Source organism: Bradyrhizobium cosmicum (genome assembly GCF_007290395.2).
Classification (GTDB): Bacteria; Pseudomonadota; Alphaproteobacteria; order Rhizobiales; family Xanthobacteraceae; genus Bradyrhizobium; species Bradyrhizobium cosmicum.
In genome coordinates, this window is sequence record NZ_CP041656.2 from 2,294,553 (window position 1) to 2,312,823 (window position 18,271).

General features: G+C 62.8%; 20 protein-coding genes. 9 read left to right on the forward strand and 11 right to left on the reverse strand.

What is annotated here, in order from left to right; translation table 11 throughout:
* Positions 1 to 57: 57 nt before the first annotated feature.
* Complete coding sequence (locus tag FNV92_RS10740; protein WP_015684693.1) at positions 58 to 279, reverse strand: hypothetical protein; 222 nt, start codon at positions 277 to 279, stop codon at positions 58 to 60.
* 351 nt (positions 280 to 630) lie between these two features.
* Between FNV92_RS10740 and FNV92_RS10745 the strand changes: the two genes are divergently transcribed.
* Positions 631 to 813, forward strand: a complete 183-nt coding sequence (locus FNV92_RS10745) for a hypothetical protein (RefSeq protein ID WP_015684694.1) — start codon at positions 631 to 633, stop codon at positions 811 to 813.
* A 19-nt stretch (positions 814 to 832) separates the two neighbouring features.
* On the opposite strand, the gene FNV92_RS10750 is transcribed toward FNV92_RS10745, so the two are convergent.
* The 3 genes from FNV92_RS10750 to FNV92_RS10760 form a co-directional block, all read right to left on the reverse strand.
* Positions 833 to 2,209: a vWA domain-containing protein gene (locus FNV92_RS10750; protein ID WP_143841011.1), complete on the reverse strand. Its 1,377-nt coding sequence runs from the start codon at positions 2,207 to 2,209 to the stop codon at positions 833 to 835.
* 5 nt (positions 2,210 to 2,214) lie between these two features.
* Complete coding sequence (locus FNV92_RS10755) at positions 2,215 to 3,162, reverse strand: AAA family ATPase (protein WP_015684696.1); 948 nt, start codon at positions 3,160 to 3,162, stop codon at positions 2,215 to 2,217.
* 145 nt (positions 3,163 to 3,307) lie between these two features.
* Positions 3,308 to 3,508: a hypothetical protein gene (locus tag FNV92_RS10760; RefSeq protein ID WP_143841009.1), complete on the reverse strand. Its 201-nt coding sequence runs from the start codon at positions 3,506 to 3,508 to the stop codon at positions 3,308 to 3,310.
* A 223-nt stretch (positions 3,509 to 3,731) separates the two neighbouring features.
* On the opposite strand from FNV92_RS10760, the gene FNV92_RS10765 reads away from it, so the two are divergent.
* Positions 3,732 to 4,706 carry a quinone oxidoreductase family protein gene (locus tag FNV92_RS10765; RefSeq protein ID WP_143841008.1) on the forward strand — a complete coding sequence of 325 codons (975 nt, stop codon included), beginning with the start codon at positions 3,732 to 3,734 and terminating at the stop codon, positions 4,704 to 4,706.
* 39 nt (positions 4,707 to 4,745) lie between these two features.
* Here FNV92_RS10765 and FNV92_RS10770 read toward each other — a convergent pair whose 3' ends face one another.
* Together FNV92_RS10770 and FNV92_RS10775 are read right to left on the reverse strand one after the other, a co-directional pair.
* Positions 4,746 to 5,033 (reverse strand): hypothetical protein, encoded by a 288-nt coding sequence (locus FNV92_RS10770; RefSeq protein WP_143841007.1) that lies wholly within the window; start codon positions 5,031 to 5,033, stop codon positions 4,746 to 4,748.
* Between the two features lie 100 nt (positions 5,034 to 5,133).
* On the reverse strand, positions 5,134 to 5,742 hold the full coding sequence (locus tag FNV92_RS10775) for a S24 family peptidase (RefSeq protein ID WP_041748162.1): 609 nt from the start codon (positions 5,740 to 5,742) through the stop codon (positions 5,134 to 5,136).
* A 166-nt stretch (positions 5,743 to 5,908) separates the two neighbouring features.
* Between FNV92_RS10775 and FNV92_RS10780 the strand changes: the two genes are divergently transcribed.
* Together FNV92_RS10780 and FNV92_RS10785 are read left to right on the forward strand one after the other, a co-directional pair.
* Positions 5,909 to 6,442 carry a GcrA family cell cycle regulator gene (locus FNV92_RS10780; protein ID WP_143841006.1) on the forward strand — a complete coding sequence of 178 codons (534 nt, stop codon included), beginning with the start codon at positions 5,909 to 5,911 and terminating at the stop codon, positions 6,440 to 6,442.
* Positions 6,443 to 6,503: 61 nt separating this feature from the next.
* The gene (locus tag FNV92_RS10785; protein ID WP_143841005.1) at positions 6,504 to 7,079 is read left to right on the forward strand and encodes a hypothetical protein; all 576 of its coding nucleotides are present in this window, start codon (positions 6,504 to 6,506) and stop codon (positions 7,077 to 7,079) included.
* A gap of 46 nt (positions 7,080 to 7,125) precedes the next feature.
* On the opposite strand, the gene FNV92_RS10790 is transcribed toward FNV92_RS10785, so the two are convergent.
* Entirely contained in the window at positions 7,126 to 7,482 is a 357-nt protein-coding gene (locus FNV92_RS10790) for a hypothetical protein (RefSeq protein WP_015684703.1), read from the reverse strand.
* Between the two features lie 653 nt (positions 7,483 to 8,135).
* Here FNV92_RS10790 and FNV92_RS10795 point away from each other — a divergent pair.
* Positions 8,136 to 8,321 carry a hypothetical protein gene (locus FNV92_RS10795; RefSeq protein ID WP_143841004.1) on the forward strand — a complete coding sequence of 62 codons (186 nt, stop codon included), beginning with the start codon at positions 8,136 to 8,138 and terminating at the stop codon, positions 8,319 to 8,321.
* A gap of 153 nt (positions 8,322 to 8,474) precedes the next feature.
* Positions 8,475 to 8,816 (forward strand): phasin, encoded by a 342-nt coding sequence (locus FNV92_RS10800; RefSeq protein ID WP_015684706.1) that lies wholly within the window; start codon positions 8,475 to 8,477, stop codon positions 8,814 to 8,816.
* 195 nt (positions 8,817 to 9,011) lie between these two features.
* On the opposite strand, the gene FNV92_RS10805 is transcribed toward FNV92_RS10800, so the two are convergent.
* The 3 genes from FNV92_RS10805 to FNV92_RS10815 form a co-directional block, all read right to left on the reverse strand.
* Complete coding sequence (locus FNV92_RS10805) at positions 9,012 to 9,329, reverse strand: c-type cytochrome (RefSeq protein WP_143841003.1); 318 nt, start codon at positions 9,327 to 9,329, stop codon at positions 9,012 to 9,014.
* A gap of 278 nt (positions 9,330 to 9,607) precedes the next feature.
* On the reverse strand, positions 9,608 to 10,438 hold the full coding sequence (locus tag FNV92_RS10810) for an alpha/beta hydrolase (RefSeq protein WP_143841002.1): 831 nt from the start codon (positions 10,436 to 10,438) through the stop codon (positions 9,608 to 9,610).
* A 152-nt stretch (positions 10,439 to 10,590) separates the two neighbouring features.
* Positions 10,591 to 12,387, reverse strand: a complete 1,797-nt coding sequence (locus FNV92_RS10815) for a ShlB/FhaC/HecB family hemolysin secretion/activation protein (protein WP_143841001.1) — start codon at positions 12,385 to 12,387, stop codon at positions 10,591 to 10,593.
* Positions 12,388 to 12,517: 130 nt separating this feature from the next.
* Here FNV92_RS10815 and FNV92_RS10820 point away from each other — a divergent pair, with 130 nt between their 5' ends.
* Positions 12,518 to 13,756, forward strand: a complete 1,239-nt coding sequence (locus FNV92_RS10820; RefSeq protein ID WP_143846036.1) for a FecR domain-containing protein — start codon at positions 12,518 to 12,520, stop codon at positions 13,754 to 13,756.
* Positions 13,757 to 13,817: 61 nt separating this feature from the next.
* Entirely contained in the window at positions 13,818 to 16,562 is a 2,745-nt protein-coding gene (locus FNV92_RS10825; RefSeq protein ID WP_168213265.1) for an EAL domain-containing protein, read from the forward strand.
* A gap of 20 nt (positions 16,563 to 16,582) precedes the next feature.
* On the opposite strand, the gene FNV92_RS10830 is transcribed toward FNV92_RS10825, so the two are convergent.
* Positions 16,583 to 16,843 (reverse strand): hypothetical protein, encoded by a 261-nt coding sequence (locus tag FNV92_RS10830; protein ID WP_015684712.1) that lies wholly within the window; start codon positions 16,841 to 16,843, stop codon positions 16,583 to 16,585.
* Between the two features lie 249 nt (positions 16,844 to 17,092).
* Between FNV92_RS10830 and rocF the strand changes: the two genes are divergently transcribed.
* A complete protein-coding gene (gene rocF / locus FNV92_RS10835) occupies positions 17,093 to 18,070 on the forward strand; it encodes an arginase (RefSeq protein ID WP_015684713.1) in 978 nt (325 codons plus the stop codon).
* Positions 18,071 to 18,271: the final 201 nt, after the last annotated feature.

Consider the following 18,271-nt stretch of genomic DNA (forward strand, 5'->3'; position numbering starts at 1 on the left):
GCGCAAGGGGTTTTCATCCACGCGATCGTGCAGACCCGTTGCGCATGGACAATCTCATCATGCAACGAGATCCAGTAGCCGGCACGATCCACGCACCAGCACCTTGCGGCCCGTCGGCGTCATCGTCGGCACGCCATCGCTGACGACGACGAGGCCGAGCTTGACCAGTCCTTCAATGAGATAGGCTTTCGAGTGGCGGCCGTTCGATACCGGATTGCGAAGTCTGCGCAGCGCTTCCCACTGGTCCGGCGAAAGATCGAAGTCGACGTCGTTGCTCATGTTGCCTCAAGCGATGGTGCCGTTCGCGCGCCCCTGTTAGCGGCGCAGCATGAAGACCTTGCGACGACAATGAGTCCGGAATCCGGTGAGCTCTCTGGAACGTCTCTTCACAAATTGCCGCGCATCGTTGCGTCACAAGAGTTAAGATCGCTCAGATGCAAATATCGTCACAGACGCAGATAACTTATTGATGATCGAAAGTTGATGTTGCGCTGCAGTTGCCGCGGTGCATGGGAAGTGTTGCTGTCCCATTCTGCGTCGTGATAGGCCCAGCAATGATGAGGCGCGACGTTCGGGACTCTGCTAGGCTGACCTGCGGAGAATGGCTTCACACGACAGGAGTGTGAGTGCATGAAAAGGCTGATTGAAATTCGCAGTCAGGAATTTCTGTGCCGTGAACGCGCCGCGCGGGATTCGGAGCGTCGAATGTTCTGGCTTGCGCAGGCCCAGGAATGGGAGCAGCGCGCGCTCGATGAAATCGCCTATCACTTTCGCGAGTGCAATCTCGCGCAGGCTGAGCTAAACGCTGCCTGATGCCGGAACCTATCACGCTTTACTGATAAGTCGCCACGATATCGGATACCGCGCGCTCGAGCTGCTGCGCGGTGGCACATTGGCGCACGACGGTGCAAAAGGTCGCATAGCGCGGCATCTCGGAATCGCCAAAGCCCCAGGCGAGCCGTCCTTCGGGATTGAGCCAGACCAGCCGCTTCGACCGCTCGGAAATGCGGCGGAGGATGTCGGCGCGCGGATCGAGATTGTTGCTGCGGGCATCGCCGAGCACGATCACCGTGGTCTGCGGCGTCAGTGTGCTCATGAACTCCTTCTCGAAATCGACCAGAGAGGAGCCGTAGTCCGACGAGCCGAAGCCGACCTTGGACATGATCTCGGCCATCGCCTCTTCCGGCGACTTCTTCTCCAGGATCTCGCTGACCTCGATCAGGTGCGAGGAGAAAGCGAAGGAGTGGACGTCGTCGACCACCTCGTGCAGCGAGTGAATCAGGAGCAGGAAGAAGTCAGAGACCTGCGCGACCGAGCCGGAGACGTCGCAGATTGCCACGATCCTCGGCCGGTCGCGATGCTTGCGCTTCCATGCCGTGAGGAAGGGCACGCTGCCCCAGGCTGCGTTGCGGCGGATCGTGCGGCGGACGTCGAGATGGCCGCGGCGCTGGCGCTTGCGCGGCTTCGAATAGCGCTCGCGCAGGCGCCGCGCGATCTGGCGGATGAGGGCGCGCATCTCGGCGACCTGGCGCCGCTCGATGCGGGCGAGCGGCGCGTTGCGCAGGATTTCGTTGCGGAGGTTCTCGGCTTCCTCGCGGGCATAGAGTGCTAGTCCCTGTGAGACCGTGTCGCGCACCGCCTCGCGCAGGGCATCGAGCGCGTCGCGCAGGCGCTCTGCCAGTGCGGGATTGGTCGCCGTCAGTTCGTCGAGATCGTCGCGCAGGCGCTGAAGGCCCATGGCGTCGAGAATGCGGCTGGAAAAGATGCCGCGCTGGGTGGAATAACGGATATCGGACAGGGAGGCTGCGCCTGAAGCGCCGGCGATGGCGGCCGCAACGGCATTGCGATCCTGTGACAGCAGCATCTGCGCCAGCGGGCCCAATCCTTCGGGCGGTTGGCCTTCGCCGGCCTCACTGGTCGCGCCCGAAGGCGGCGCCGGATCCGCATCCGGCGAAGCATCCGCGGTGTCGGGCTCAGACTGATCCTGCCGCGGCTCCGGCTGGCTGAAGAACAGATCGAAGCAGTCGCCGAGCGCGAGCTTCTCGTCCTGCGATTTGGCGAGCGTCAGGAGCAGGGCGTCGCGCAGGATGGCGCGATCGGACACGCCGACCTGCGCGACCGCGCGCATCGCATCGATGCTTTCGGCGGGCGAGACGTGGACGCCGGCGCCGCGCGCCGCCCGGAAGAAGCGATGGATGTTCTCGCGCATCGGCGTCAACCGAAGACGTTGGATCGTGCTGCCTTGGCAATGAAGGTCGTAATCTGGGGCTGAGCCGCCTCGATGTCAGCCTCGTATTTCAGGAGCACATTGAGCGTGTCCTTGACGATCTCGGTGTCGAGCTCGGAAGCTTGCAACAACACCAGCACGCGTGCCCAGTCGATGGTCTCGCTGACAGAGGGCAGCTTCTTCAGATCGAGTGAGCGGATTTCGTGGATGAAGCCGACCATCTGCCGGCGCAGCGTCTGCGAAATGCCGGGCACGCGGCTCTCGACGATACGTTCCTCCAGCCGCTGCTCGGGGAAGCCGATATGCAGATGCAGGCAGCGCCGCTTCAGGGCGTCGCCGAGGTCACGTTCGCTGTTCGAGGTCAGGATCACGGTGGGCGGCGTGATCGCCGAGACGGTGCCGAGCTCGGGGATCGTGACCTGGAAGTCGGACAGGATCTCCAGCAGCAGCGATTCGAATTCGGCGTCCGACTTGTCGATTTCGTCGATCAGCAGCACGCAGCCGCCCGGCTGCTCCAGCGCCTGCAGCAGGGGCCGCGGCTCGACGAACTCCTTGGAAAAGAACACGTCGCCGAAATCATGAAGCTGGGCGAGCGCTGCGTGCAGAGTTTGCGCGCCGCCGAGCACTTCGCCGAGCTTGTCCTTCAGGATCTGGGTGTAGAGAAGCTGCTTGGCGTATTTCCACTCGTAGAGCGCCTTGGCCTCGTCGAGGCCTTCGTAGCACTGCAACCGGATCATCTTCATGCCGCGCCAGGCGGCAATCGCCTTCGCAAGCTCGGTCTTGCCGACGCCAGCAGGGCCTTCGACCAGGATCGGCTTCTCGATCTGTTGCGACAAGTAGACCGCGGTCGCGATCTGCCGGCTGGCGATGTAGCCCTGCGCGGCGAGGCCGCTCTCCACTGCCTCGATCGCTGTCGAGGGCTTCTGTTCAGCCACGAATTGGCGCTCCCAAAGGTCTTGCTTGGGGCTTGTTCTGCCTGCGTTCACGGCAAAGAACAAGCCTCGTTTGGGAATGACCAGACCCGCGTGAGCGGCGTTTTTTCCGCTTAACGCAAATAGTTGAGTGGTTCGCCGATCGCAGTCAGTGCCGCAGCAGCTCCGGCTTGCGGATGGTCTGTCGGACCTCGCCGCCGCAATCGGCGCATTCATAGATGAAGTCGATCTTGGCCAGGGTCCAATGCGGTTCGACATCGCGAACATACATCGGCAGGAACCCCATGCACGTCGGGCAAATCACAGGCGCGATTTCGATGTCCTGATGATGCTGTACATAAGCGGGCATCTCGGCTCTCCTTCGCAGGCGACCACCAAACCCCGCGCAAAAACTACTGCCGGTCGCACCGATGCCGTCATCAACTCTTTCGAACAGAGGTGGAACGGCGGGCGTTTGTCGTTCGCTGTGACATTCTTGTTACGTCTCTGTACTGTAACGGGCGGACCAAATGCCTATTTCTCCGGCCGATCAGGTTTTTTGACCATCCTGCAACGATGAGGGAGCAACGCTCATGACGCATGCCATTCGTTTTCACAAGACCGGCGGTCCTGAAGTCCTCGTCTGGGAGGAAGTCAGTGTCGGCAAGCCCGGGCCAGGCGAGGCACGCATTCGCCACACGGCCGTCGGTCTCAACTTCGTCGACATCTACAATCGGTCCGGTGTGTATCCGGTGCAATTGCCGAGCGGCCTCGGCAGCGAGGCGGCGGGCATTGTCGAGGAAGTCGGGCCCGGCGTTGCCGACCTGAAGCCCGGCGATCGCGTCGCCTATGGGGCTTCACCCCTCGGAGCCTACTCCGAGGCGCGGCTGATCCCCGCCGATCGACTCCTGAAGCTGCCTGACGGTGTCGATGACAAGACTGCGGCGGCAATGATGCTCAAGGGCCTCACCACGCAATATTTGATCCGGCAGACCTACCGGGTGAAGGCCGGGGATACCATCCTGCTCCACGCTGCGGCCGGTGGCGTCGGCCTTATCCTGAGCCAGTGGGCCAAGCATCTCGGCGCGACTGTGATCGGCACGGTCAGCAGCGACGAGAAGGCCAAGCTTGCCAAGGCGCATGGCTGCGACCATGTCATCATCTACACGCGTGAGGATTTCGTGAAGCGCGTGGACGAGATCACGGGCGGCAAGAAAGTGCCGGTGGTCTATGATTCCGTCGGCAAGGACACGTTCCTGAAGTCACTGGACTGTCTCGCGCCGCTCGGCGTCGCCGCGCTATTTGGCGCGTCCTCCGGCGCCGTCGAGCCGCTCAATCTCGGCCTGCTCGCGCAGAAGGGGTCGCTCTACGTCACCCGGCCGACCTTGTTCACCTACGCCGCCAAGCGCGAGGCCCTGGTCGCGATGGCGAACGAGTTGTTTGATGTCGTCAAGTCCGGCGCAGTCAAGATCGAGGTCCACCAGACCTATCCGCTGAAGGACGCAGCCAAAGCGCACGCCGATCTCGCTGCGCGCAAGACCACGGGCTCGACCGTCCTCACGGTTTGATCCGCGGCTGGCGAGTGGCGCAGGTCGGTAAGGCCTGCGTCACGTCCGCTCGTGCTTGCGCAGGTCGCGGGCGTGATCGAGGCGGATGGCCTGGATGTCGATCTCTTCAGGCGGGACTTGCGGGAGGTCTTGGGGCAGGGCGGCCTCGGTCAGGATGGCCTCAGTCACGTCTTCGACCGAATTTTCGGCGATCTCGTGAATGAACGAGATGTTCCGATATTCACCCGAGGCGACGCGGGAAATCACTTGGCGTCGTGTGACTTCGGGGTCGACGACTGCTTCGCGGCCGCGCCGTCCGTAGTCGATCATCACAACGAAATACTGCATGAAAGCCACTCTGCCGCGCCTCAATGGTCGAGGTGCAGCAGAGTATTTCCGAAAAACAGAATTGAGTCAAGGCAATTTCCAGAAATCGGAAATCGGGCGCTTATTTGCCCTTCTTGCGGGGGCGGGCCGATTTGGCGCGCAGCCGCTCCAGTTGGCCCTTGGGCATGGACAGGCAGATCTCGCCCACCCACTCGAGCTTCACGCCGACGATCGGCTTGGCGTTGAAGCTGGTGAGATTGACGACGGAGGGGGACTTGCCCCGCTCGATGGTCTTCAAATAGCGCTCGCCGGTCTTGAGGCGAACCACGGCCTCTTCACCGTAGAAACTCGACAGCGGATGGCGCTGGTCCTTGTAGACCACGATCACGTCGCCGCTCTCGTATTTGGGCAGCATCGAATCGCCCACGATCTCGAAGGCGACGGTCTCTTCCATGATCGGGAAGGGCAGCGCGATATCGCCGAGACCTTCCGGAGGAACCTGTTCATAATCTGGCTCGATCACGGCGCCGGCGCCGACCCGGCCCATGATTGGCGCGAGGTTGAGCTCGAGATATTCCATAATCGGAATGATTTCCGACGCCTTGACCAGTCGCTCGCCGCCGAGGATCTCCGACACCGCGCCTGGCCGCACGCCCATGGCCGCAGCCAAGCCGCCCTTGCTCTTGCCCGTCTTCTCCAGGCCCCGCTCGATCATCGCAACGTCCAACATGCTGATTCCCTCGATTGCTCGTCGTTCTGCCTCTTGTAATCCGAAATTCGGAATTGATGCAATTATGAATATCAGAATTATCGCTTGACTTGTTATTCGGAATACCGGAATGTGTGTTTCGCCGCCCGGTCGTGCCGGCCGTGGAGGCGTATCACAGGACAGCAGCATGGAACCGGGCCATTGGTCGTCGGAGCATTCCGACGCGCTTCGCGACTATTTTCTCAAGGGGATGTCCTATGCGGAGATAGGACGGGAGATTAACGCAAGATTTGGAACGGCTTACTCGCGCGGCGCGGTGATCGGCCGTGCCAAGCGGCTGGGGCTCATTGCGCCGGCACGGATGCCGAGCCCGTCGATCGTGCCGGCTTTACCGGGGCTGGCCTGTCCACTTTCGCCGCGGCAATCGGCGTTGCCAAACCTGAACTCTCCGCCGAAGTCCGTCATGAAGCCTGCCGCGCCGGTCAAGTTGCGCTGCGTCGGCGTCCAGCCGCGCCTGATCCCTCTGGTCAAACTCGCGCCGGGCGACTGCCGTTACCCCTATGGCGGCGACAAGGACGGGGAGGAGATCGCGTTTTGCGGCCATCCGCGCCAGCCGGGCTCCAGCTATTGCACGCCGCATGCCGGCCTGACCCGCAAATCTGGAACTGCGGCTGCCCGTGCCACCGGTCCCCTCGTGCTGAGGCTGGTCTCGGCGGCCTGAGGAGGCTGCCACCCGTTCAATCGTCAATCCCCCAATCGTGAATTTTGCAAGGAGTATCCGAGTGGCACGTGCCCGACGCAATAAGTCCTACAGATTGGCTGAGATCTACGACCGGCGGTCGCGCGAGGTCCCGTTCAATGCGGAGGTGGCGGCGGTCGAGGTCGATAATCCGCTGGCGCTCGATCCCGGCGAGAAGATCGTGGCGATCCGGTCGGTCCGCGGCGATCCGCTCGGGCGGCTGCACGCGCATCACCAGATCGACGAGGCGCAATATCGCGGCGGACGCGCCTTCCAGAACGATTGGGAGACGGCGGAGCGCGGGCCCCAGGCGGTGGACCCGACCCGCGAGTATGTCGATGGCGCGCGCTCGCGCGAGCCTGTCACCGAGAGCCAGCGGCAGGCGGTGCTGCGCCTGAACCGGGTCGAGCGCGAACTCGGCACCGACGGCGCTGCGCTGGTGCACGACGTGTTGGTGCTTGGGCTGACCATGGACCAGATCGGGGAGCGCCGCGCGGTCCGGACCCAGCGCTGGAACGACTATTTTGCGCGCCGTTTTCGCGAATGCCTTGACCGGCTGGCGCAAGTCTACGGTTTTGCAATGGAGGGGATGACTCAGCGCGGGCAGCGGCGCCGATGATGGCGGCGCGCCAGCGGTCCCGGCCGCCGGCGCGCCGATTCGCCGCTTACGGGTGCGGCACGATCTGGTAAGGCGTCGTATAAGGCTCGACACGGAGTGAGGCGTTGGCCAAGAGCCCGATCTTGGCGGTCGGCGCCTGCTGCATTTCGCCGTTCGGGCCGCGATGCACGTTGTATTGCCAGACCGTGAGATCGCCCTTCTGGGCGAGCGCGTGAGCAACCGCGCTCGCATCGTTGCCGCCGAGCGCCTTAAGCTCCTCTGCCGACAGTCCGACGACGATTTCGTCCTTGATCGTGACGATCTTGAACAGGTTCATCTTTGTCTCCTGCGCCCATGCGCCTTGTATCGAGAAGGTGAGAAGCGCGACCGCGGCGCCCTTGATGAGATCAGAGCGAGAAAGCATGCCGTCGTCCTTTGGTGCTGAGGTGCGCCCGTATCGAAGAGTCCGTCAGCCATGGCGCCCGTGGTCTGCGTGGCCGTGTCGCAACCGCTTGGTCGTTCGACCTCGAACATCGGTTCACCGGGCGGAAACATATCGGGAGCGATCAACTCCGGCGCCCGGATCAGGACCCTGGAGAGACCGGCTGCGCGATGGACGTTCACTTTATCGACGGCACAACCGCCGAGGCCGAACTCAACAATTACGTGTATACTCTGAAGAAACTTTAATCTGCGTTTGCCGATCTCCGTTCACAGCGGAAACACGCCGAAACGCTGTGCCGATTGACAGTGATCGAGGCTTTAAGCTTGGGTGATGCCGCTTCTTGACGCAGGCGGGTGACGGCAGTCCATATTCCTGTTATCCGGAATTGCCGTAGTGCGATGCAGATGAAGCATCGCTTCAGCGACGGCTTGGGCTTGCCGGAAGGGTTGTTCCTTGACATAGTTACAACCTGTTCGGTTCAGCCTGTCCTTCTGGAGATGTAGTTCAACGTGGTGGCCCGCAGGGTATCCGACCGAGATGTTCGTTCGCACCAGGGCGGCCGGTCATGGTGGTCGGCTTAGAGACGGACCAGATGTCTGATCAGGAAGACCGATGCTTGTCATAGGTGCGAGATGAAGAACCTCAATTTCGCGGCCGAACTGCACCTTAAGCTCGGCGCCCCTGCAAGCGGCACGGTCGAAAGTCTGCGCCTGCTTCGCGCGTTCCTGAAGCTCGCGCCGCGACAGCGTTTCGAGGTCATCAAGCTCGTCGAAGACCTCGCCAGCGAAGAATCGCTTCCCGAGCATCCCCTGTTCTGACACGGCCGCCACCCAGGCCTTACGCCTTCTGCCTTGTTTTCCTGCCAGATCCGGCCGCCGGGCAAAGCTTGTCCCCGGATATCCTCGCGGCTGACCGCTGGAACGAAATCCCGCAAGTGTGGTATTCAGTTGGAAAAGGGGAGGAGTGCGACCATGATCGAACCGAAACTCGAAGTCCCAGCCGAACTGCGCGACCTGGCCGAGAAGACAATAGACCAGGCGGAAAAGGCATTCGGCATGTTTTTTGACGCCGCGACCAAGTCGATGACGTCGGTTCCCGGGGCGGGCACCGAGGTCTCGAAGCAGGCGCTTGCCTTTACCGAGCAGAACATGAAGTCGGCTTTCGAGCACGCGCGCAAGCTAGTGCATGCCACCGACATTCAGGAAGCGATGCGAATCCAGTCCGACTTCCTGCGCAGCCAGTTCACCAGCGCGGGGGACCACATGCGCCAGATGACCGGCAGTTTGATGCAGCCCGGCAAGGGGAAGCCCTGATTTCCGGTGCTGACGGCGTGTGCCCACAAATTGATCTTGCGTGGCGTGGAGATCCGCACTTCGATGCTAGCGCAGGTCCATGATGGGCCACCGAATGGGCTTCATTCGCCGTCCATCATCCTTTCTGCTGATCCCTGTCGGTCCTCCGGCAGGGATTTGCATTTGGGGCATGTGTCGCCACTGATCGGCACGCTGCTAACGCAGTGATCCGATGTAGGCTGCGATGTCGCCAGCTTCGGTGCGGCTCAAGGGAAAATTCGGCATCTTCGGATGCGGATCGAGTAGGAAGAAGGCGAGCCTCTCCGGACTGAAATCCGGCTTGCGTGCAACCGACGCAAAAGAAGGAACGTCGGCGCTCGCCGTGGCTTGGCCGTTCGCCACGACATGGCAGCTTGCGCACCAGCGTTTGGCGAGATCGGCGCCGTGATCAGCGTCGGCGGCGAGGGCGGACGACATGCCGAAGCTCGAGGCCACGGTAAGCCACAGGCAAATTCGTCTCAAATGCTGACGCATCGGCATCCCTCATGTATTGGCTTGCGACTGCGGGGCTCACCCGCAGCACGACCCCGGAAACTGCGACAGATCGATGCGGGCGATAATCGATCGCAGCAGCCTGCGGGTCGAACGATAGAGATGCCGCGCGAATCCCGGCGTCCTTGCCGCAGGCAGGCCAAGACTTTTCATATCAAGGCGTTCAATATACTGCGACACGTCTCTCTCCGGGAGCTTGCAAAGCCCTGTTTATCGTAGCAGGTCCGGAGCCTCCTTGATCTGCCGCAAAGCGTTCCGGGCTAATAATCGCCGGGGTTCATGATCATGGGGCTTTTCGTATCGGCCGGCGCGAGTGCGCTGCTGGCGCTGTCACGCAGGAAGCGGTCGAGCGTCGCCTGGATCTTCTCCTTGACCGCATCGGGACCGCGATCGCTCATCTCGGTGTGCTGCGCACCGGTGTGGACGATATCGATACCGCGCGCCTTGGCCTCTTCCGGCGTCGGCAGCACGCCGGGATCGGTCTGGAAATGCGGGTCCTTGGAGCGAAACGACAGGATCTTCATATTGTCGCTGATCACGAAGGGGACCCGCAAATTGTCGAGCGTGATCACCTTCGACACCAACCCCGGATGCTGATGGGCGACATACATGGAGACGTCGCCGCCATTGGAATGACCGACGAGGGTGACGTGGTCGTAATCGGCGTTCTCCTGTCGCTTCTTCAATTCGGCCAGGGTGAAAAGGATGTTGGCCTCGCAGCGGATATAGACTTCGCGCCGGCCGACATATTGCTGGCCGACATGGGTCATCAATGGCGGGTCGCTCGGCAGGTCCTGCTGGATGCTGGCAACCAGATAGCCGCGCGCAGCGAGCACGTTGGCGAGAAAGGAATACTCGGTGGCCTTGACGGTGTTGCCGTTGCTGATGATGGCGAGCGGCAGCTTCCACAGGCCGAGATTGGCCTTGGTCTCGTAGTCGCGCCGCACCGCGATTTCGACCGAGATCGGGCGCTGCCGCGAGGCATCGAACAGAGTCAAAATCTCATGGCGGATCGCGAACCGGCTGACGACAAAATACTGGCCGACGCCGAGGACGCAGAGAAAAGCCAGGATTGCAAACACCCTTTTCATGGTCCCGTCTCAATCACTTTAGGCTGAACATGGTCATTGGAAGCTCCCCAATCGAGCGATCGTGAGCAGGTTAGGGGATTAAATTTCGGCAAGTCTGTGCGCAAGGCCGCAAATGCGGCGCATCAGGGGCTGCAGCGGCCAGGGCCGCGTGGCTAGAGACAGCCGCCCCTGCCGCGCTCGGGACATAGCCGGAACGCGCTCGACAACGTGAAGAGGAAGCGAGGGCTGCGGCGCTCGTTGTCCGGCGCCCGATAGCTCAAGGGGACGGCCACGCCGAGACCAAGCTGGAGTTCGTCCGGCAGGAAGAACCGCACGCCGGCTCCCGCGGAGGTCAGCGACAGGCCGTCGCTCAGACGGTACCCGTCGTTCCAGACAGCGCCAGCGTCGCCGAAGGCGTAGAGCTGATAGCCGGTCCAGTATCGGAAATTGAGCTTCTGATCGAAGCGCAGCTCGATCGAGCCGGCGAGGCCATTGTCGCCGCTGATCTCGGCCGCACCATAGCCTCGGCCAAAAGCCGCGCCGCCGAGATAGAATTGCTGCGAGGTGAACAGCGGCCGCGATGCGGTCTGGCTCGCGGCCGAGAGTTTGAGCGACCAGGCGTCGTTGAGTGTCTGGTAGCGCGTGAACCAGACGTTCAGCACCGAGAAATTCGAGGAGGCGCCATCGCGCGACAGCAGATCGTCGTCGAAATTCGAGGCGCCGAAGATGTCGAGCCCCTGGCGATAGGTCAGCGTCGCGAAATTGGTGCCGCCGAAGCGATCCTGGAGCCGGTAGTCTGCGGTCAGGCTCGCGGTCCTGATGTGGTCGTTGTACCAGGGACCGTAGATGTCGTGCTCGGACACGTTGCTGAAGGTCCCGGCGACGGTGAGCGTCAGCCCCGAGGATTGCGACATGAAGGGCACGGTGCTGGCGCGCACCTCGAAAGCTTCGGTCGTGGTGATATCGCTGTCGAGGCGGCGGGCATCGCCGGGCCGCACCGCGCTGTAGAGGATGGAAGCTCCAAGACGCACGCCATCGACGCCGACGGGCGCGTCATAGGACAATCGTGCAAAGCCGAGCTCGCGAGGATCGTTGGCGATGGTCGACAGGTTGACCGCCAGCGTGTCGCCCGGCGTGAGGTAGGAGTTGAACGCGCCGGTTGCATAGGTCTGCCAGGGGCCGACCGAGGACGAGCCGAGATTGTCCAGACCGAAGGACGAGAACACGTGCCAGGTCTTCAAGGAGACGACGAGGCGGAAGCGGCCGGTGGTGCCGCCAATCTCTTCCAGTGCAGAGTCGGTGATGCGGACGCCCGGCCTGCCGTTGACGAGAAAGAGTTGGCGTTCGAGCGTTGCCAGACGCGAGGGCTGCTCGGCCAGAACGGGCCCGAGCACCGGCCGCACGCCGAACTGCTCGGCGCCGTCGCCTTTCAGCTCGACCTGCACAATCGCGCCTTCGATCACCTGGATCCGGACGCGGCCGTCCCCAATGTCCTGTGGGGGCACGATCGCCCGGCTCAAATGAAAGCCGTCGGCGCGGTAAAGATCGCTGATCGCGCCGGCAATCGCGGCGAGGTCCGCCTGCGAGACCTTCTTGCCGAGATAGGGCTGATAGGCCGCGGCGATGCGGTCGCGCGAGACGGCATGAGCGCCGCTGACAGTGACGCTGCGCAGCACGAATTGCGGCTTGGTGTCGCCGCCGGTGTCGGGCTGGCCGACCGCCGGCAGCTTGACCGGAGGACGGTTCAGCGTTTCCTGCTCGGATTGGTTCTCAAAGTATTTCTCGGGCTGACGCGGATCGAAACCCGGCTGGTTCGCCTGTTGCGCGAGAGCCTGCGGAATGCCCCCGAACGTAGGTGCGAGCAGCACCAGTGCAGCAACCAAATTCCGCCCGGCTACGCCCTGCGCAGGCCGTTCTCCGTAGTTCGACGGAGAGGTGCCCAAGGGACGGTAAGGAGACGTTAGCCGCATGATTTCTCTTAAGTTTTTATGGTCAATGAAAGGTTAATGCGGCCGTTCGAATTGCCGCTTCCGGCTAATCGGATCTTGAGTGATTTCGGATACGCCTCATGTCCGGCTGTTAGGCGGACTTAGGATCGTCATGTTCTGCAAAGTTGGACTGCTGCGCGCCTTGATGGCTGTACTGGTGCTGGGCGCGGCTTCCGCTGCTTCCGCGGCCGACGATGACGTCTGGTCGGTGAGCAAGGCCTCAGGCGAGGTCTGGGTCGCAACCGAAGGCGCGCAGCCCGTATCCGTGAACCAGGAAGAGACGCTCAAACCGGGCAATACCATTCGCACCGGACGCAACGGCCGGGTGCTGCTCGTCCGCGGCGAGGAAACGATCCTGATCTCTCCGAACTCGGTGGTCGGCTTGCCGGCCGAGAAGAAGGAGGGGCTCTCGACCACCATCATCCAGCAGGCCGGTTCGATTTTGCTCGAGGTCGAGAAGCGTAACGTCAAGCATTTCGAGGTCGAGACGCCCTATCTCGCCGCCGTGGTCAAGGGAACGCAGTTCAGCGTCACCGTGGGTGCGGTCAGCACTAAAGTCGGCGTGGTCCGCGGCCAGGTCGAAGTCTCCGACTTCAAGACTGGACAGATCGCGCAGGTCATGCCGGGACAGGCGGCGACCGCTTTTGAGCACGGCAAGCCCGGCCTCAGCCTGAGCGGTGCCGGGACGTTCAATCCGATCGAGCACGGGAAGCCGCGCGCTTCGACGATCGAGCGCGTGCCCGTTCCGAAATCGGGCCTGCCTGCGCCGCGCAATGCGGCCAACGGCCACGCGATCCATGCGCTCGGCCCGATCGACAAGGGAACCAAGGCGGCCGGCGTGCCGACGCGATCGCATCAAGCGGCCGGAGGCCAGGTGCCCAAGGCCGGCGTGGTGCGCATCTCCAGCTCGCTCGGGGAGGTCAAGCTGAACGTCCACAAGGTCACGCATGGGCTCGCCCATGGCGCCGTCGCGTCTGGTCGGGTGCGCAATACGAACGCCAGCGCCGCCACCGCTACGGTGTGGAGCGATAGCGCGACGAGCACGACGACCACAGCCTCCAATAGCTCCAACGTAACGGCAGTGGCCCTAAGCAGCGGCGCCTCGCCAGCCAGTGCCACGTCGGCGTCTTCAAGCGTGACGACCACTGTTGCGACCACTGCCGGTTCAACCAGCAATGTGTCCAGCGGAAGCTCGGGAAGTGGCAGCAGCGGGACCGGTGCGACCGGCAACGGAAGCAGCGGCACCGGCAATAATGGCAACGGTGGAAACGGAAATAACGGCAACAACGGAAATGGCAACAATGGCCACCACTACGGCTGGTGGTGGGGCTGGGGTAGGGGCCATCACTAGGGCCGCGCCGTTGTCTAGGGGGAGCACCCGGCGGTAAGCGACGCGAGTGCAGGGGAGCAGAGTGAAACGTTATCGGCCGCATATTCTCGTCGTGATCGCACTGGCGGTCGTGCTGTCCACGGGATGGCACGCTTCGCTTCGCAATGCGCTCACCGATCTGCGGTTCACCTGGCAATCACGTGCCGCCGGCGGCAATGTTGTCGTGGTGGCCATCGATGCGCCGTCAATCGACCAGATCGGGGTGTGGCCTTGGTCACGCCGGCTGCACGCCGAGCTGTTGCACAGGCTGGACGCGGCGGGCGCGCGGGACGTAGCCTTCGACGTGGATTTCAGCACGCCTTCGGATCCGGCCTCCGACGAGGCGTTCGTCAAGGCGCTTCGCGAAGTCGGGGGCTCGACGATCCTGCCGTCCTTCAAGCAGCCGACGCCGAATGGTGGCCCGGCTCACGTCAATCGCCCCCTCAAGCCGTTCGGCAACCAGTCGTGGCCGGCCGTCGTCAATGTCACAGTCGAATCCGACGGGCTTGTCCGCCGCTATCCGGTCGCCGAGAAGCTCGGTGATGCCGTGATGCCGTCGATGGCCGTCGTGCTGGCCGGGCAGGACGCCAATCGGCGGCCGCCCTTCCTGATCGATTTCGGCATTCGGGTGGCCACCATCCCGAGTGTCTCCTATTTTGACGTGTTGCGCGGCGATACCGCAGCCCTGGACAAACTGAGAGACAAGAAGATCATCGTTGGTGCCACGGCGCTCGAGCTGGGCGACCGGTTCAGCGTTCCAAACGGCAAGATCATCTCGGGTCCCGTCCTCCAGGCTCTGGCGGCGGAATCGATCCTCCAAAATCGAATGCTGCATTGGACCTCTGACGTCGGCATGATCGCCGGCCTGGGCCTGATCTGTCTGCTGATGATGCATTCGTGGCGTCGTTTTGCACCGGGCATCCGTGTCGCGATCCTGGTTGCTGCGGGCGCGAGTATCGAACTCATCGCGACCTTTGTGCAGGCAAGGTGGCCGCTGATCATCGACACGTCGCTGTTTCACATCGCGGTCATCGCCTATCTGACGGCGATCGCGCTCGACGAGATCGACTTCCGCAGCCTGTTGGGGCGGATTGGCGAGAGCCGCTTTCATCGCATTGCGATGTCACTCGGCGATGGTCTGGTCTGCACCGACGAGGAACACCGGATCACGGTGTGGAATCCCGGCGCCAGCGCGATTTTCGGTTATATGCCGACAGAAATGATTGGGCGTCCGTTCGAGACTCTCTGCGCAGTGCCCGCGGCCGGTGGCGCGAGGCCGTTTGCCATGCGCGATGCTGCGCGCCAGGCGCTGTTGGTCCCCGGTGGCGCCGTCGTCGTCGAATTCGAGGGGCGTCGCAAGAACGGTGAGACATTTCCGGTCGAGGCAAGCTTCTCGGGCTGGCAAGGAACTGAAGGGTTCCAGTACGGAGCGATCCTGCGCGATATCTCGGTTCGCAAGCGCGAGGCCGAACGCGTCAGGTATCTCGCCGAACATGATGCATTGACGGGCCTTGCCAACCGCAACATGCTGCATGCGGGTCTCGCCAATCTGATCGCCGCGGCGGAACGACGACGCTCCGACGTCGCGCTGCTCGTGCTCGGTCTCGACGGCTTCCAGCAGATCAACGACATGCTTGGACATTCGGCCGGCGACCTCGTGCTACGGGCCGTCGCCGAACGTCTTCGGACCGAAGTCGATGGTCAGGCGATCGTCGCCCGGCTCAGCGGCGATGAATTCGCCATCGCCCTTGATTGCGCCGAGACAGGCGAGCGGATTGCGGAGTTCGCGGAACGGATCGCGCATGCGTTCGAAGCGCCGCTCGTAACGGGCACACGGCAGCACCGCGTCAGGATCAGCATCGGCGTCGCCGTTTATCCCGACGGGGGACGCAGCGCCGACGATCTCCTGAGCAACGGCCATCTCGCGCTGAGCCGCGCCAAGACCACACGGCGCGGCAGCCATGTGATCTTCGAGAGTGCGATCAGGCAGGCTCTGGAGAACCGGCTGACTCTGGAGAGTGAATTGGCGCTCGCTGCGGATCGCGGCGAGTTCGAACTATTCTACCAACCCCAGGTCCGTCTGGTCGACGGCGGCCTGGTCGGGGCGGAAGCGCTCATCCGTTGGCGGCATCCGGAGCGCGGCTACGTGTCGCCCGGAGAGTTCATGCCGGTGGTCAATACCTCCGCACTGTCCGAGCGCCTCGCGAATTGGGTGATGGAGACCGCCTGCCGTCAGGCGCGTGCGTGGGAAATGTCCGGCAACGGCGTGCGCGTCGCGATCAATCTGTCGCCGTCGCAGCTTCATTCCGGCGATCTCGCGCATACGGTAGCGGCACAGCTCGAAGTGACGGGGCTCACGCCGTCACTGCTCGAACTCGAGGTCACAGAAGACATCCTGCTGCACGACGAAAGTCGTGTGCTCGACATGTTCAAGCGGATCCAGCAACTCGGCGTCCGCGTCCTGTTCGATGATTTCGGCACCGGCTATGCCAGCCTGAGCTACCTGAAGAAGTTTCCGCTGGACGGGCTCAAGATCGACCGGTCGTTCGTGCTCGATCTGCTTGCAGATTCCGACGACGCCGCGATTGTCGGCTCGACCATCGGTCTTAGCAAACAGCTCGGGCTTACGGTCGTGGCCGAAGGCATCGAGAATCGCGCCACGGCTGACTTCCTGGTCAGCATGGGATGCGAGGAAGGGCAGGGTTATTTCTTCGGTCGTCCGATGCCGGCTAAGGCGTTCGAGACACAGTTTCTGGCGTCCGAACTCGACGCAATCAGCGCGGCCTGAGCCGCCTTGATTCTGCTCGCTCAGCGCCGGCGCGCGACCGCCACACCCAACAGGAAAGCGACGAACAGGCTGGCCAGCGGCGCTTCGCGCGTAATCGCCGCGACCGTCGATAGCGGTCGGCCGGGTTTTCGCGCCTCATCGATCACGGTGGTCAGGCGATCGACAGCCGCGCGAACGCCTCCAGCAACCTCGCCGATCGTGTGGGATACGTCGGATGCGGCGTCGATGGCTCGTTCAGCCATGCCGGGCTGCGGAGTGGGCTGCGGAATTTCCGTGCTCAAGTTCGTGAACTCCGCTTCTGGTATATGAACAAGGCCGGCACCTTTGGCTATCCGCGCGAGCGCTAGTTTTGAACAGCGGGCCCGAAGACCTTTGGCTATCCGCGACAGGCGCCGTTATGAACGGCGGGTGCCGGCCTTGCAGAGAGAATGCGGCGTGCGGAAATTTGTTCCAGCAGAAACATCCCCGCGAAACGACGGATGCGAATCTCTGCTAGGCTGGCACAGCCTTGCTGATCTTAGGAGATTGCCGTGACCGATCGGATCGTGACGGATCGAGCCCGGCGCATCGCCTTGCTCGGCGCGCCTATCGACATGGGTGCTTCGCAACGCGGCACCTTGATGGGCCCCGCGGCGCTACGCACCGCCGGTCTTACGACGCTTCTGGAGGGCCTCGATTTCGAGGTCGTCGACTACGGTGATCTTTCGGTCTCCGAGGTCCGGGATCTTTCCGACCGGCCGCCTGGGAAAGCCAATCACTACCGCGAAATCCAGCGCTGGACGCGCGTGCTAAGCCGCAGAGGCTATGAGATCGCCAAGACCGGCGCGCTGCCGATCTTCCTCGGCGGCGATCACTCGTTGTCGATGGGATCGGTAAATGCGATGGCTCGGCACTGGCAGGAGCGCGGTCGAGAGCTGTTCGTGCTCTGGCTCGATGCGCATGCCGATTACAATACGCCGGAGACGACGATCACGGCCAACATGCACGGCATGTCCGCGGCGTTCCTGTGCGGCGAGCCCGGGCTCGACGGATTGCTCGGCGATGATCCGCGTGCCTCGATCGATCCTGACAGGCTCGATCTGTTCGGGGCGCGTTCGATCGACAAGCTCGAAAAGGAGTTGATGCGCACGCGCCGGATCAGGGTTATCGACATGCGCCAAATCGACGAGTTCGGCGTCGCCGTTCTGATCCGCCGCGTCATCGAACGCGTCAACGCGCGCAACGGCGTCCTGCATGTCAGCTTCGATGTCGACTTTCTCGACCCTAGTGTGGCCCCCGGCGTCGGCACCACGGTACCGGGAGGCGCGACTTATCGCGAGGCGCATCTAATCATGGAATTGCTGCACGATTCCGGCGCGGTGGGATCGGTCGACATCGTCGAACTCAATCCTTTTCTCGATGAGCGCGGTCGCACCGCGCGCACTGCAGTCGAACTGATCGGCAGCTTGTTCGGACAGCAGATCACCGACCGTCCGACGCCCAGTAACGCGATCGCCCCGGGCGAGTGACGACGCGATCTGACGCACTGCGATACTGATTGCTCGCGCCTGGCTCGAGCGCACACCGACGGGGGTTGTCGGCGATGCGCGGCTGGATTGCAAAAAGTGAATGCGCGAAGGCTTTCGAGTTCCGCCCACTGGCTCGCAACTTGCTTGATGGAACGGCGGAACTCGCGGGAGGTGTTTGAATTGACCTGCGAGTGGCAAAGA

Coding starts and splice junctions, on each gene's coding strand:
- FNV92_RS10740 (WP_015684693.1), bottom strand. CDS start 279: ATGAGCAACGACGTCGACTTCGATCTTTCGCCGGACCAGTGGGAAGCG.
- FNV92_RS10745 (WP_015684694.1), top strand. CDS start 631: ATGAAAAGGCTGATTGAAATTCGCAGTCAGGAATTTCTGTGCCGTGAA.
- FNV92_RS10750 (WP_143841011.1), bottom strand. CDS start 2,209: ATGCGCGAGAACATCCATCGCTTCTTCCGGGCGGCGCGCGGCGCCGGC.
- FNV92_RS10760 (WP_143841009.1), bottom strand. CDS start 3,508: ATGCCCGCTTATGTACAGCATCATCAGGACATCGAAATCGCGCCTGTG.
- FNV92_RS10765 (WP_143841008.1), top strand. CDS start 3,732: ATGACGCATGCCATTCGTTTTCACAAGACCGGCGGTCCTGAAGTCCTC.
- FNV92_RS10770 (WP_143841007.1), bottom strand. CDS start 5,033: ATGCAGTATTTCGTTGTGATGATCGACTACGGACGGCGCGGCCGCGAA.
- FNV92_RS10775 (WP_041748162.1), bottom strand. CDS start 5,742: ATGTTGGACGTTGCGATGATCGAGCGGGGCCTGGAGAAGACGGGCAAG.
- FNV92_RS10780 (WP_143841006.1), top strand. CDS start 5,909: ATGGAACCGGGCCATTGGTCGTCGGAGCATTCCGACGCGCTTCGCGAC.
- FNV92_RS10790 (WP_015684703.1), bottom strand. CDS start 7,482: ATGCTTTCTCGCTCTGATCTCATCAAGGGCGCCGCGGTCGCGCTTCTC.
- FNV92_RS10795 (WP_143841004.1), top strand. CDS start 8,136: ATGAAGAACCTCAATTTCGCGGCCGAACTGCACCTTAAGCTCGGCGCC.
- FNV92_RS10800 (WP_015684706.1), top strand. CDS start 8,475: ATGATCGAACCGAAACTCGAAGTCCCAGCCGAACTGCGCGACCTGGCC.
- FNV92_RS10805 (WP_143841003.1), bottom strand. CDS start 9,329: ATGCGTCAGCATTTGAGACGAATTTGCCTGTGGCTTACCGTGGCCTCG.
- FNV92_RS10810 (WP_143841002.1), bottom strand. CDS start 10,438: ATGAAAAGGGTGTTTGCAATCCTGGCTTTTCTCTGCGTCCTCGGCGTC.
- FNV92_RS10815 (WP_143841001.1), bottom strand. CDS start 12,387: ATGCGGCTAACGTCTCCTTACCGTCCCTTGGGCACCTCTCCGTCGAAC.
- FNV92_RS10820 (WP_143846036.1), top strand. CDS start 12,518: ATGTTCTGCAAAGTTGGACTGCTGCGCGCCTTGATGGCTGTACTGGTG.